The sequence below is a fragment of the Metabacillus rhizolycopersici genome, assembly GCF_020075705.1.
This window is the reverse complement of sequence record NZ_JAIQUM010000037.1, coordinates 40580-54181: the sequence shown is the minus strand read 5'-3', so window position 1 is coordinate 54181 and position 13602 is coordinate 40580. Positions and strand designations below refer to the sequence as shown.

Genomic DNA, 13602 nt, shown 5'->3' with positions numbered 1-13602 from the left:
CTTTGAACGATTTACAGGTATTTCCACGTGTATATAGTAATGAAAAGGAGTTGATCATCTACATATAGTAGGTAATCAACTTCTTTTTTTCTTTCAATGAACTTTTTCAGTGGCTTCGAACCGTCCCAGTTTTCCTCACATAAACTTGTCCAATACATTTGAATATGTATAGATCAAAATAATAGGTGTTTTAAATGGTTGTACAAGAAAGGTTTAAAAGCGTTAAAGGCATTAGGATAGTAGTGAATGAATAATTATGAAACAAAGTGAGTTAGAACTTGTAGAGGAGATGAGAAGATGACAATTAGTGCAGAGAGACAGGCCTCAAGATTGAGGAGGTTGCGTAGAATCTGCGGTTATGGTGCCGCAATAGCAGTAACACCTTACCTGTTGATCAAAATCGTATGGACTTTCGGTCTCTTCCTTCCAACCGAGCAAATGGGTGACGCCAGCTGGCGCATTATAAACGCAGTAACCGCCGTTCTCGCTGCGATTGGTATCCTTCTTGCAATGGCGTTCTGCAGGCCGTGGGGGGAGCGGCTACCTGCGTGGTTGGTTGCTCTACCCATTTGGGTTGGTACCGGTTTGCTCGTTCCCATGCTGTTGATTGCACCGGTTCTGGGCCCGGCAGCTATGATCCGGGATCAAGAGGCAGGTGCCGCCGACTTCTGGGTATACGAGCAGATCTTCGTCATGATCTCACTTTTCGGGATTGGCATCTTCCTGCCGCTTGCATTGGCGGGGTATGCAAAGGCACGTTGGCCAGAGGCGCTGAGTGGCACAACCGACTACAAGGAGTTGCCGGGCAATACTCGACAACTGCAGATCACCTTGGCTAGGATCGTCGCTGCCGGCTGCATTCTACTCGGTGTCATCAAAGTGTTTTGGGCGGTTGGCGGCTCTTTCGGTATCGACCCGGCAATCATGGGTGAACGCGATGTGTGGTGGCACCTGCTGTCATTGAGTACAGGCGTGTGGTCCTTTGCTGGTGCGTGGGGCATACTGGTGGTAGCATCCCGCCGTGGGTCGAGGTGGTTTCTACCCCCTATGGCAGCGGCATGGATTTCATCGGGAGCGTTGTTCTCCAACAACCTCTATTCCGCCTTATCTTCAGTTCGACTCGATGCGCCACCCTCCCCAGAGTACCCATTGGCATGGTTGTTGACCACACAAGCCGGCATCATCTTAGGTGTAATAATGGGGATGATTATCCTGCTGGTGCTGCACGAACGCCGTCGAGCCCTTCGAGATGAGTCTAACTGAAGTTGATTACACAGAACCACGGAGATGAATTCCCCATAAAAATAGTTAGACCATGATTACAATAATGCAAAAGCTTTAAGAATGGTTTTAAAGGAGAGATAATTATGAATAAAAGAGTTCAATTTGACTTTGATGTTGCTTTAGAATAATGTTCGATCAAATTGATGCTAATAACCTTAATAAATGATTAAAAGAAAGAGCGTATTTTGAAAAAAGATTGATCAAAATACGCTTTAATGAGGGAGTTTGATTATTTTTGTGACCATTATTCCAATAAAGCTCAATTGTGGAACAACCCATCAATTTAAACGACTTTATTGTCATTACACAACAAATACAAATAAAAAAGCTACACTATAAAAAACGGGTAGCTTTTATCAACATTATATTTTTAGTCATGTCCGTAATATCGGGACTGGTTAGGATAATGGAAACCGCGTGTGATAAAGTTTTATCGGACATCCTGCCTTTGTAAAATTTTTAGTTGAATAGACTTCGGGGGTTCGGGACATTTCCCCCAGGGGTCTTGTTCGATTATATGATAGAGAAAAGGATTTCAAATTTAGTCAAATGCATATAAATCTCCATTATAGTATGATATGTATCCCCCTTTGCACCTGAAAAGCAAAGGAATTTATTTCACTCTCTCATAAATAGATTACCGTCAATGAAGGATATTTACCAGAAAAAAGAAGCGTCAAAAACTTTGAGTTGTACTTTGACGCTTCCAAACATACTAACTATGTGTTTACTTATATAACAATTATCCTTACCTTCTCCACTCTCAGATAATAACTTGTGTCCTAAGAGCTGAGGTACAATTCTATTACGAATCCTTCCTCACAATCCCCACTATTTTACTAGACGGAATAGTCGGGTCGTGTTGAACAACCAATGCTTTTGAGAAGCGCTTTAGGTAGTGATCTTCGTGTGATTTTGGTGTAAGGATGATTAGTTTTCTTTGTAATTGCTGGACGTATAGGTCAAATACCTTTAATTTACGGTTTTCGTCTAAGGCACTGTCGAATTCATCTAGTACAATGAATCCTGGTTTGAAGGATAGGTTTTGTAGCAGGGCTAACGCAAATAATAGTGAACTAAGTGACTCTTCTCCTCCTGATACACCTTTTCCGACCTTACCGCCACGAGCCTTTGTACTGACGTCCTCCATTGTTCCTCTGTGGCCTTCTTTTCTAGCTTTGATGAAGAGCTTAAAGTGGATGCGTCCTCTTTTATCCACGGAGGATTCCCAATCCACTTCACCTTCAAATTGAAAGTGACTCATATACAACTGAAATCTTCTGCGAATTTCCATGACTCTCATATTAATCGTTGTTTCTAGCTTGTGCTTTAGCTGCTCGGCTCGCTCTCGATCCTGCTCAAGTAAAATATTTGTACGCTTGTATTCATTGTCCAATCGCTCAAACTCTTGCTTAACAGCTTCATAGTTTTCCGGTGCTGCTGGATCAATGCCTGACTCCATTCTGGCATTGTCAAACATTACTTTTCCGTTTTCACGTTGATGTTTTAAGCTTACCGTCGATGGTAGCTGGTCAGAGAGTCCTTCATCGACAATTTCTGAATAAACCTGCGGAACTAGAGCTTTCATGTCCGTTATTTCTTGTATATAGGCCACAAGCTGCTGTGCCGTCGACTCCTTCTCATCGCTTTTATTTTGTCGTTGATTGGTGACTCTCTTCAGCTCGCTTTTGGACGATTCAATGTCCTCATCAAGCTGTTCTTCATTCCGCTTGAGCTTTTTCATTTTACGTTCCAGCTTATCTAGATCATCCTCTAGTCCTTCTAGAATGATACTTTGCTGTGCATGCTGACTGTTTAACGTGGTCAAATGCTGCCCGAGCTTTAGTAAGTGATCATACTTCCCTTTCATTTTCCCGAGCTCTTCGTAAAAATTCGCTTCTTCCTTTAAGACACTCTCTTTATTTTCGAGTTGAATCAAGTGAACCTTGAGGCTCGTCTTGTTTTCATCAAGCTCTCCTAACACTGTCTCCATTTCTACTAAGCTGTTTTTCTCTCCCTCTAATCGTTTGCTGCGACTTTCCCGCTCATATTCCATGGCCATAAATGCTTCCGCTTCTCTTACAAGCTGAATAATCCGGCTGAGCTCTTGAGATTTTTTCGTATGAGTGCTAATCAGCTCGTCTAGTTCTGCTAGTCTGGATTCATTAATCGAGATAAGCTTGTCCACCTCTTGCTTTCTCATCATCAATGCTTTCTGACTTAAAATATAGCGCTCTTTTTCCTGTGGTCCACGAATCCCCATCGCATCATATAGGCTTCCATTTTGGATCTTAACTGGACCATTTTTGAAAAATTGCTCGACCCACCATAGTGCTTTGATCGCATGTGGTATATCCTCATTCTTAATGCCTTCCTTTATTTTTAGATGCAGCTCAGGCAACGCATTTATCGAACGATCGGGTACGATGTCCATTAATGGGACATGGTAAAGATCATTAGGTGGCTGAAGCTGTTTTCCTTGGAAAAAGATCGTATATTTAATCGTATGAAAGAGCTGTTCATCATTTAGCTGTGCCTGCTCATCCAATTCGACCAATTCACGAAGCGGAAAGGCTTTAATATTTCGCGTGCGCAAATAGGTGATTGATTCACTTTGACGTTGAGAGAGATCACGGTTTTCTAGTAAAGAAAGCTTTTCCGTTTTTAGCTCTCCAACCTTATTCGCTAATGTGAAATGTTCATTTTTAAAAGAAAGAATTTCCTCTTCTAGCTTCTTAATCGTTGCTGAAACCTTATGACTACTTTTGTATTCTGCTAATCTTTTACTATGCTCTTCGTATAACCTTTCGCCTTCTTGTACTTGATGGTCTAATTTTGTGATTTCACTCAGTAAATCAAAATGTGACTGTTTCAGCTGTTTATCCTGCTCTTCTACATCGGCTAATTGGTTGCTCGTGTCATCGATTTCCTTGCCCACTTGACTTAGCTGCCCCTGCACTTCTTTTTCCGTACGAGTAATTTGGTTCTTCCGCTTCGTTAAATCCTCAAGCTCGTTTTCTAGCTGATCGATGGACCGCTTTGTATCGTGAATTTCACCATGACATGCTTCCCGTAAGCCTTCAGTCTCTTCCAACTTGCTTTCTAGCTGTCCTTTTTCATGTAGCAGCGTGTTCAGCTGTTCCTTCAAGGTTATTTTCTCTTCTTGCTTGGAAGAAATTGCTTCCTCAACTTCTTCAAGATGTGAGGAAAGTTCCACGATGATTCCTTCTAAACTATTCCTCTCTTTTTTCAAAGCTGCTTCTAATAAAATAAGAGCTTCCGTATATTGCCTTGCTCCACGGGTAAGACGTTCTTGATTACTTTTAAAGCGCTCTAAATCAGCCTTTTTTATTTGTAGCTCTAATCGTTTATTATCAACACTATACTTCGCTGTCTTAAGCGTTTCTGTTGTTTCCTTTAGTTTTTCAATACTTTCTTCCCATTCACGCTGCGTTTGATCAATTCCGTGCATCTCGCTAAAAATCCGAAATCGTTCTTCTGGATCCATGACGGCAAATTGATTCACCTCCTGCTGGTACCAAATCAAATAATAGGCATCAGGGTCAATTTTATATTTGTGGAGTAGGCTTTGCTTATAAGCGGAAAAATTAAATTGACGATCTCCTGATGTATATTTATCAATATGCTCCCACTGATCAATCTCCTCACCTGTTGAGATCGAGTATTCTTTTTTTATCGGTTGTCCTGGCTCTTGAACCATTCTTAAGGTAAATTGAATGAATGTGGCAGCATCAATTTTCATCTGGCCTTCATTTTTAAATACGAAAGAAATTTGGGCTTTCCAGGTTTGATCAGGTAATAGATTTCGAGATTTTAACCCTCCCACATCTACTTTTGAAGAATAGAGCACAGCTCCTAAGCAATATGTAATTGTCGACTTTCCTGAGCCGTTTGGACCGGTAATCATGATATGCTCGTCACTTCCAGATAAATCAATCTGCTCCGGCCGATAATCACGAATACCTGAAAATGACATTCTCCACGGTATCATTGGCTTTCTCCCTTCTGATACAAATTGTATCGCTTGAAAAATTTCAATACTTCCTCTTTGTTCAACTGATTCGACTGACTGAATTCTGCCGTTCTCCGCAAGAATGAATCAGAAAAAAGATGCACGCCGATGGCTGTAAGCTGAAAAGCCCGCTCTGATGAATTCGTTTCATAATCTTCAATCGCACCAATTTTCTTTAAAGGGTCTATATTAAGGAGTACTCTTTGGTTTGCTTTTTTCGTTTCGTGGCCGAGGGCATCTAGTAATTGGTCAAATAGTGTGAACTCATGCTGCAAAACCTCTTGTTGGTAAAACATATAGAGTAAAATCGCTAAGCTTTCTTTTGATAAGGTGTTCCGCGCAGATTGAGCAGATACCCTCATTAACGCTACGACTTGGTCACGCTTTTCATCATAAATTAATTGAAAGTATCGACTGATTGCTTGATTGACCCTTGTGATGAAAGAGATAAGCCGATCGTCATCTCCTGAAATACCAAGTTGTTTTTCCACCTCTTTGCGGGATAAGCCAAAATTTCCGGATCGAATCGAAGCCGATGAGGAGAAAAGAATATTCATAAATGTTAACTCCTCTTCCTGAGTCAAGATCCCTCTAATCGACTGCATGACATTTAACGGATTCACATTGATAGCTTCTGCAGCATCATTCGGATTTTTCATCTCTTTTGCCATCGCTTCTCCGTTTAATAATGTCTGATCCATCTCCATCCTTCATCCACTCCCATTTTTTATCGAAAACCTTATGTTCTCTGTTTTGTTCATCCGTTGTGATCGTTACTTTTTTATTACTCACTAACGCTGAAATGGCTGTTAAAGCATTAATCGCATCACTCCATTGATCCGTCGTTGCTTCGATGATCACTTGCTCTAACGGTGCTTCTTCCTGTTTTTCAAAAAACGCTTCAATCGCTGTCGTATCAATCATGTTCTTCGTTAACAGCCAGTTTGATTCTACCATCAAGCTCTCCAGCTCCTCCTCTGACATTTCCTCGGTTGCGTATTCTGGCTCTGATTCTTCTTCCACAATTGGCTCAACTGCTGGTTCATATGTTTCTAAATACTCAATCGCCTCATCGATGGCAAGCGGAGATAAAGGCGCAGCGAATTTCACAGGTATCCATAGCCCGTCGATTGCCTCGTCCTCATATTGATTTTGCTCCATAAAGCTTAATAGTTGATGGGCATTAGGAATATCAGAATCAAGAGGGGGATCAAACATATTCGAGATGAAAGCGCGGACCTTTTCAGGCTGAATCGTCGAGGTTAACGGTGTTTTTTGCATATTGGTGAACTTTACATATTTGTTGATCATCCCTAAACTGAGGTTCGTTCCTTCTGCAAGAACAGCTGTCCCTCTTTGCATTAAATCCGTTAGCACTAAACTATCCTCTACCGTTTGAAATTGTCTATATCGTTCCTCAAGCTTGACCTCTAAATCTTTCATTAATTTGTGGATGATCTCAAGCTGTGGTAAAGCATTGCGGTCTGCAAGCAGCTCTAACTCGCGCTCTCGTAAAAGAGCAATTGCATCTTGCACATTTCGAATCATGCTCGCAATTTTATTTCCACCTGAGATACCGTTGTCATCATAGGCTTCACTAATATCTGCATCACGTCTAGCCTGAAACAATGCTCGTCCGATATCATCGTTCATATAATAAGCAAGAGAATCATTGGCAAGGCGAATCAGTGCATCCATCATCCGCTTTCCAACATCTCGCATTTTAATCCTTCTCGTTTGTTTCGAAATCCAATTGTTTTTCACTAAGACATTAATGATTTGCTCGACTCTTTTTTTCGAAGGCGGCTCTAGATCATCATACCGATTTCGATAACGATAATAGACGGTTTCTGCATTTTCAATCGGATCATCCAAGCCAAGAGCTTCTTCATTTAAGAGTTGAATAAGTCTTAAAAATCTAAGAATTTCACCTGGCGTTTGAAAAAAGTTTTGCGCTCCTAAATCACTTAAAACGCCTGCTAATGACGAAATATCCTTCATCGACTGCATGATTTCTGGAGCTGATTCCGTTGATTTAAAAATAGAGATTAAGCCAGAATCCAGCTTTTCCACTGCTCCTCACCTCCCAGTATTCGTTCCTGCTCCATTTTGTTATGTTGTAAAAAGCTCGTTACATATTGTTCATACTGATTGCTGTCACCAGTCACCTGCTGATCTGGCAATACCCACTTTAGAGTGAGTTCGTTATATTGGTTTACAACTCGGTGTATTTCTTTTGAAATATGCAATCCGTCTAAATCGTAATCACACCAAATGATCACTTGTTCAACTTTGCTGTTAGATAAAATTTGTGAAATCGCCTTTTTGTGGGCGGAACGTAAATGCCCATCAATACATATCATGAGAGAATTCGTTTCTTTCAAAAAATGCTCCGCTGCCGACATCCGAGTCAGGATCGCACGGTTCTCAACTAACCAAAGTGTCGTCGCCTTTGTTTCATATGCTTCCGTCGCAATCGCTAAATGTGTTAAGGCATGAACGGCTCCCCAATGATAAGCAGCATACTTCCCACTTAGCTGCCCAGCAAAAAAGACCGGTGTAATTTGACCGAGACTCGTTAAGCCTAGCTCATCCACCGGAACATTAGCCCACTCTTCTAAATGGTCAAGAAACTCTTGCTTATAGGAATCAAACTCCTTTGACCCTCCGATTTTTTGAAAATACGCTGCCCCAATTTCCTTCCAGTCGAATTCCTCCTTCTGAAAAGATAATTGACAAAATGCGCGAACGAAGTGTAAATATTTTAGTCTTTTCCGCAAAGGCCACGTTTTTGAAAAATAAAGAGATGTGCTTAGTTCATTCGGATTGAGTTGATTGATTATCTTGATTATGTTTTGGATTCCAAGGTCTCTTTGCTGTTTATCGCTTTTGGACTCGCACATTGCTAGGAGGTCATTCTTAATGTTGAAAAATTCATTATGCGTTTGCTCCAGCTTTTGTTGAAGTTTTACCTGTTCATACTGATACAAACGAAACCCCATCCGATAATGGGATGTGCGCACCGTTTTTTCATCCTTCTCAAACCGTACTTCTTTTATAATCCAGCCCTCCTCTAACCATCTAAAGGTCTGACGATCACGATCATCTAGGTTGACTTTTTTTCTAGTCGTAAATACTAAAGCTTCCAATTTCTGATCGATTAACATTTCGTCTGCTTTAGGCATTTGGATGGATAACGATAATAGACCGAGAACTCGATAGGTTCTCTCCGAACGCTTGATGATTTTTCCTTCTATTAAAATATCTTCATTAGTAGGTTGATTCCACTCCAGCTCCTCGCCACTTTTAAGAATAAATTGTTGAATATATGTATACAGCGACTCTTCTATCATGCCGATCCCTCGTTTATTTAGTAGATAGTCCTATTCTAACAAATTAATTGGAAAAAAGTTTGAGGGATCATTCGGAATTTTTTAGAAATAAAAGTTATGGGCAGGAAAACAGGAAAAATAATTGTGGTTACTATATCACTGTTCACTTTGAAATATTTGATGTGTTAAGTGACAAGAAAGTTGTTTAAAACTTATTATTGGTCTAATGTCTAACGAGGCAGGCTTTGTGAATAACAAATTCATATGTTTACAAATAAAAATCCCATCTAATTCCAATATGTAGTAAGATTAAATGTATGCGATTGTGAAGTAAAAGCAGCCGATTTTACAATTAAATCATTTACTTTATTCAAGGCAAATAAATACATACAGCAGAAAGGATTCATATGAAACATATAAAAAAGCCACTAAAATTGATCGGAGTCGTTATCCTATTCTTAATCATAGCACTTTTTCGTCCCACATGGACTCAGCATATAAAAGGCGATAATAGTATGAATGTATTAGAACAAGTAGAGATAAATGGGACTAGTCAAGAAATTATGATACGCGGCAATGATAAGGATAATCCTGTTATTCTTTTTGTACATGGAGGACCAGGAACTTCAGAAATTCCGTATGCTGAAAAATATCAGGACTTATTGGAAACGAAATTTACTGTTGTTCATTATGATCAAAGAGCGAGTGGAAAATCATTTCATTTTTTTGAGGACTATTCCAACCTTTCACCAGACTTATTAGTTGAGGACTTATTGGCGATAACGGATTATATAAAAGAACGACTTGATAAAGAGAAGGTAATACTAATTGGTCATTCATATGGTACATATATTGGAATGCAAGCCGCCTATAAAACCCCTGAAAAATATGAAGCATATGTTGGTATCGGACAGATGAGTAATATAGTAGAAAGCGAGATTGACAATTTGAATTATACGATTGATCAGGCACAAAATGCTGGCAATACGGATGATGTTTTATATTTACAAGGGATTACTGCAAAAATCAAAAATGGCGAAATGTTTACTCCACGAAATTATGTTATAAAATATGGTGGAGCTACCAGACTTATTGATAACCCAGATGGTAATAACATAGGTATGTTAGTAAGCAGCGAATATAATTTATTAGATATAATCCGTTACAACTATGGGTTACCCTATTCCCAAAATATTTTGTTAAAAAATTTAACGGAGAACTCATTACCTTCCATCGTAACAGAACTTGAATTACCATTCTATTTTATCATGGGAAAATATGATTATATGACTTCATCTAATGCAGCAAAAAAATATTTTGATATGATTGAAGCTGATAACAAGGAATTTATTTCTTTTAATCAATCAGCTCATTATCCACAGTTTGAAGAGAAGGAAAAATTTTATGAATGGATGTGTGATACATTTATAAAATAAATATGGTAGCTTTTTACTTACCTGAAAGTGCGCTTGTGAAGAATTGTACTTAAGTTAACATGGGCTTTAGTGCAATAATATTAAACTACTTTATTATCTTTTTTAAAATAAACTTGTATAGATCAAAGCGTTTTCAAACATCTTTTAAAAGCCTTATTACATTTCATATGTAGTAAGGCCTTTGTTTTCTATACGGGAATTAAACAACTTTATTGTTTCTACACATCATGCTAGTAAGTCTGATGGCAAAAAATTAGCTTTGATTGGATAAACCATTCCTAAATCGCCAAATTCTTAAACAATTCACTGCAATTTTTTACTCATGTTGTACCAAATAACTCCACCATGCTTAGAGTCAGAAACACCTTGATTGACGTATCCATCCTTTTCATAAAAGGAAATTAAGTTCTCCCTACAAGTTAGTGTGATTGTTTCCCGCTTGTTTGCCCTTGCTTCGTTTTCAAGGTGTGCAAGTAACGCTGATGCCACGCCTCGTTTTTGAAATTGTGGGGAAACTGCTATTCCTAGAATACTTTGATGACCGCCAGATGTTGGATTCCTCTTTATATCGCTAAATAAGTCATCTGTAATATATTGTGTTTCAATGACAGGTCCATTGACTAATCCAATGATCACTCCATCCTCTTCAGCTACAAAAAAGCTATCCGGAATAAGTTGAATCCGCTTTTCGAATCCTTCTTTCGTCGCAGCCTCTTCTTTTGTAAAGCAGAGATGTTCAATGACAACAAGTTCAGGTAAATCTTCCATTTTAACATTTCGAAATTTTAACATATCCATCATTTCCTCCAAAATTAAACCATTAATCACACGATTTATTGAATAAAATCAACGTAAACTTCAAACCTAATTCTATTACATACCCCATTTTCCAAAATAGACTTGTTTCTCTTTTGTGTAATCAATCCCTACATAATAATAGATCGGAGACCATGGATAATGAATAGAACTTTGCTTCTCGATTTCAGTAAATTGATGTTTCCCTTGATACCTAAAATAGCGGAACTTAACTCCAACACTATTTTCTTCATTGCTATAGTTCGAAATGAAATGATCCACTCCAAACACTTGATAGTCCTTCTTTTCTGTCTGAACGACTTGTGCAACACATAATCCTTTAATTTCTACGTTCCACAGGATATTTCCGCCGTAAATTGATGCTAATACATATTCCTTATTACTCATTAGTTTTTCGATTAATTGTTTTACTGGTATATCGTCTTTGATCGTGATTGATTTTTTATGAGATGCACCATCATCTCCTGCATGTACGGAGTCTCTATCTAATAAAAGGATAAGTTTCATAATTGCTTGTTTCTCCTCTCTATTATTTTATAAAAAATTACACTTTCTCTCACTAGTATTGCATAATAATCCAAGTTTTTGCGACAAAAAGAGTCTATATCACGAGGGTATAGACTCTTTTGAATGCACTATTTAATTGGCTTTTTCGAAGGAACAAAGGGACAGGTTCTTACAAGAATAAAATCATAACTATAAAAGGCCATTTTTGTATTCTAAATAGTATTTGATCGTTCGTTGATATTCACCACTAGCATTCACATATTTCTGATGAATCTTTTCAATAATCTCCGGAGTAACACTAGTTTCTCCATCATATATTCCATATTTCAACATGTTTTCCAAACGAGTATTATACTGCTTTGCAGATTTTTCTCCCATACCTGGTCCACCATAGATCTTGTGCCTACATTGTAGATGCCTAATAAAATCCATTTTACATCCCCATTTTTGTATTTTATTCATTCCTCGAACGCTGATTATAATCCCTCTCAATGCCTTTTTTCCAGCCTCGATCAATCTTTTTGCCACTTCGAAGGTTCATCACGGCTTCATTTACCGCTTCATAATTTAATTGCGTTCCTATATGGTCGGCATGATATTCAACCGCAAAATCCTCATCGATTCCAAATCGTGCAGCGGTTGAGATGGCATCAATATTGGCTCCAAGGAACATGAATTCCCAGCCATATTTCTCTTTTTGATGCTGAACCATTTTTTTGATTTTGTCCGTTGTGTATTCACGGCTAGCATTTTCCACCCCATCCGTTGTAATCACGAATAGTACCTTTTCTGCACGTTCCTCCTCACTTGTTCTCTTTTGTACATTTATCATTTTTTGAATAGTAAAACCAATTGCATCTAATAACGCAGTTGTTCCCCCTACTTCATAATCTTCTTCAGTAATAGAAGATATGCCTCTTACATTGATTCGGTCATGCAATAATTCGTAAAAGTGATTGAATAATACCGTAGTCACAAAGGCTTCCCCTTCAGCTTTTTGTTGTTTCATCAGCATCGCATTATAACCACCAATTGTATCTGCTTCAAGTCCTGCCATTGAGCCACTTTTATCTAAAATGAAAACTAATTCTGTTAACTTCCTTTTCATCATTATCATCCTCCGTTCTTTTATAAACTTAGGATAACAATGATCCAATAAGAAATGGTCGCTTTGAAAGCGACATTTCATGCACCGAGTAATGGTTGATCAAAAGCAAATAAGGCTTCATTGATTTCATGAATATTGTAGTTGGCTTGCCCGATAAAGAACTCAATTATGACATCAAATTTACTACTATGCGACAAGGTATAACCGGCAGTCGTTAGCAACTCCACCGTTTCATCTACATTTAATTTTAAAGCAATGGCAAAGGCAATAGCAGTTTTCTTCGTTGGCGTATAATCGACTCCATTCCGAATTTTAGAGAATAATCGGCGGTCAATATTCGCTCTTTTATACGTCTCAACATCCGTCATTTCTTTTTCATCAATTAAATGAAGCAGCCGCTCGGAAAAAGATTCATCGAGTTGGTTCAACAGGTATTCTAAAGAATCGTTTGCTTCTTCACCTATATCTTGCTGAAAAATTTCGATTTCTTGGAATTTCTCCATAGCATATCGTTCTTCTCTTCCACGTCGATGAAACGTGCTTTCTACTTCCCTTACATAATGCTCATCAATATATTGACGGATGGATGTAAATAGCTTTTTGCTTAAACCGAACGATTTCTTGTCAAAAACAACTAGATAAACGAGCATGTCATGATTGAATAAAAATGAACTGATGGTGGAAACCGCAATTTGTAATGCTTCCTCTTGTGGATACCCATATATGCCAGTCGAAATCAATGGAAAAGCGATGGACTCACATTGGTGATTTTTTGCTAGTTCCAAAGAGTTATAGTAAGATGCCTTTAACAGAGCTGCTTCTTGATTTGTACCACCTTGCCAAATAGGTCCTGGTGTATGAATGATAAATTTGGCATCCAACTTAAACCCATCGGTCATAACGGCTTCTCCAACCTTGCATCCCCCGATTTGATTGCATGCTTCCTGCAACTCACTAGCACCCGCCGCACGAAAGATAGCACCACATACACCACCACCCATTTTCAGTCCTGTATTCGCAGCATTCACAATCGCATCTACATTCATCTTTGTAATATCATTACGAACGATTTCTAATGGCATACTA

General features: G+C 38.7%; 12 protein-coding genes. 3 read left to right on the top strand and 9 right to left on the bottom strand.

What is annotated here, in order from left to right; all coding sequences use genetic code 11:
* The first annotated feature begins 297 nt into the window (after positions 1 to 297).
* On the top strand, positions 298 to 1263 hold the full coding sequence (locus tag K9V48_RS15980) for a hypothetical protein (RefSeq protein WP_224140026.1): 966 nt from the start codon (positions 298 to 300) through the stop codon (positions 1261 to 1263).
* 826 nt (positions 1264 to 2089) lie between these two features.
* Here K9V48_RS15980 and K9V48_RS15975 read toward each other — a convergent pair.
* From K9V48_RS15975 to K9V48_RS15960, 4 genes are read right to left on the bottom strand one after another with little or no spacing between them, the layout of a single operon-like run.
* Positions 2090 to 5296 carry an AAA family ATPase gene (locus K9V48_RS15975; RefSeq protein WP_224140025.1) on the bottom strand — a complete coding sequence of 1069 codons (3207 nt, stop codon included), beginning with the start codon at positions 5294 to 5296 and terminating at the stop codon, positions 2090 to 2092.
* A complete protein-coding gene (locus K9V48_RS15970) occupies positions 5293 to 5988 on the bottom strand; it encodes a hypothetical protein (RefSeq protein WP_224140030.1) in 696 nt (231 codons plus the stop codon). Before K9V48_RS15970 ends, K9V48_RS15975 begins: the two co-directional genes overlap by 4 nt.
* Positions 5960 to 7390: a hypothetical protein gene (locus K9V48_RS15965; protein ID WP_224140024.1), complete on the bottom strand. Its 1431-nt coding sequence runs from the start codon at positions 7388 to 7390 to the stop codon at positions 5960 to 5962. The genes K9V48_RS15970 and K9V48_RS15965 overlap by 29 nt, the downstream gene beginning before the upstream one ends.
* On the bottom strand, positions 7366 to 8670 hold the full coding sequence (locus K9V48_RS15960; protein ID WP_224140023.1) for a toprim domain-containing protein: 1305 nt from the start codon (positions 8668 to 8670) through the stop codon (positions 7366 to 7368). The genes K9V48_RS15965 and K9V48_RS15960 overlap by 25 nt, the downstream gene beginning before the upstream one ends.
* A gap of 47 nt (positions 8671 to 8717) precedes the next feature.
* Between K9V48_RS15960 and K9V48_RS29705 the strand changes: the two genes are divergently transcribed.
* Together K9V48_RS29705 and K9V48_RS15950 are read left to right on the top strand one after the other, a co-directional pair.
* Complete coding sequence (locus tag K9V48_RS29705; RefSeq protein ID WP_368858296.1) at positions 8718 to 8858, top strand: ScaI family restriction endonuclease; 141 nt, start codon at positions 8718 to 8720, stop codon at positions 8856 to 8858.
* A 198-nt stretch (positions 8859 to 9056) separates the two neighbouring features.
* Positions 9057 to 10085 (top strand): alpha/beta hydrolase, encoded by a 1029-nt coding sequence (locus tag K9V48_RS15950; protein ID WP_224140021.1) that lies wholly within the window; start codon positions 9057 to 9059, stop codon positions 10083 to 10085.
* Positions 10086 to 10388: 303 nt separating this feature from the next.
* Here the strand turns inward: K9V48_RS15950 and K9V48_RS15945 are convergent, their stop codons facing one another.
* The 5 genes from K9V48_RS15945 to K9V48_RS15925 form a co-directional block, all read right to left on the bottom strand.
* Positions 10389 to 10877: a GNAT family N-acetyltransferase gene (locus K9V48_RS15945; protein WP_224140029.1), complete on the bottom strand. Its 489-nt coding sequence runs from the start codon at positions 10875 to 10877 to the stop codon at positions 10389 to 10391.
* A gap of 81 nt (positions 10878 to 10958) precedes the next feature.
* A complete protein-coding gene (locus tag K9V48_RS15940) occupies positions 10959 to 11408 on the bottom strand; it encodes a hypothetical protein (RefSeq protein WP_224140020.1) in 450 nt (149 codons plus the stop codon).
* 189 nt (positions 11409 to 11597) lie between these two features.
* The gene (locus K9V48_RS15935) at positions 11598 to 11786 is read right to left on the bottom strand and encodes a hypothetical protein (RefSeq protein WP_224140019.1); all 189 of its coding nucleotides are present in this window, start codon (positions 11784 to 11786) and stop codon (positions 11598 to 11600) included.
* A gap of 76 nt (positions 11787 to 11862) precedes the next feature.
* Positions 11863 to 12516: a vWA domain-containing protein gene (locus K9V48_RS15930; RefSeq protein WP_224140028.1), complete on the bottom strand. Its 654-nt coding sequence runs from the start codon at positions 12514 to 12516 to the stop codon at positions 11863 to 11865.
* A 77-nt stretch (positions 12517 to 12593) separates the two neighbouring features.
* On the bottom strand, positions 12594 to 13598 hold the full coding sequence (locus tag K9V48_RS15925; protein WP_224140018.1) for a macro domain-containing protein: 1005 nt from the start codon (positions 13596 to 13598) through the stop codon (positions 12594 to 12596).
* Between the last annotated feature and the right edge of the window lie 4 nt (positions 13599 to 13602).

Excerpts from the sequence above, each read along its gene's own strand:
- K9V48_RS15980 (WP_224140026.1), top strand. The coding sequence starts at position 298 with ATGACAATTAGTGCAGAGAGACAGGCCTCAAGATTGAGGAGGTTGCGT.
- K9V48_RS15970 (WP_224140030.1), bottom strand. The coding sequence starts at position 5,988 with ATGGCAAAAGAGATGAAAAATCCGAATGATGCTGCAGAAGCTATCAAT.
- K9V48_RS15925 (WP_224140018.1), bottom strand. The coding sequence starts at position 13,598 with ATGCCATTAGAAATCGTTCGTAATGATATTACAAAGATGAATGTAGAT.
- K9V48_RS15930 (WP_224140028.1), bottom strand. The coding sequence starts at position 12,516 with ATGAAAAGGAAGTTAACAGAATTAGTTTTCATTTTAGATAAAAGTGGC.
- K9V48_RS15940 (WP_224140020.1), bottom strand. The coding sequence starts at position 11,408 with ATGAAACTTATCCTTTTATTAGATAGAGACTCCGTACATGCAGGAGAT.
- K9V48_RS15960 (WP_224140023.1), bottom strand. The coding sequence starts at position 8,670 with ATGATAGAAGAGTCGCTGTATACATATATTCAACAATTTATTCTTAAA.
- K9V48_RS15975 (WP_224140025.1), bottom strand. The coding sequence starts at position 5,296 with ATGATACCGTGGAGAATGTCATTTTCAGGTATTCGTGATTATCGGCCG.
- K9V48_RS15945 (WP_224140029.1), bottom strand. The coding sequence starts at position 10,877 with ATGTTAAAATTTCGAAATGTTAAAATGGAAGATTTACCTGAACTTGTT.
- K9V48_RS15950 (WP_224140021.1), top strand. The coding sequence starts at position 9,057 with ATGAAACATATAAAAAAGCCACTAAAATTGATCGGAGTCGTTATCCTA.
- K9V48_RS15935 (WP_224140019.1), bottom strand. The coding sequence starts at position 11,786 with ATGGGAGAAAAATCTGCAAAGCAGTATAATACTCGTTTGGAAAACATG.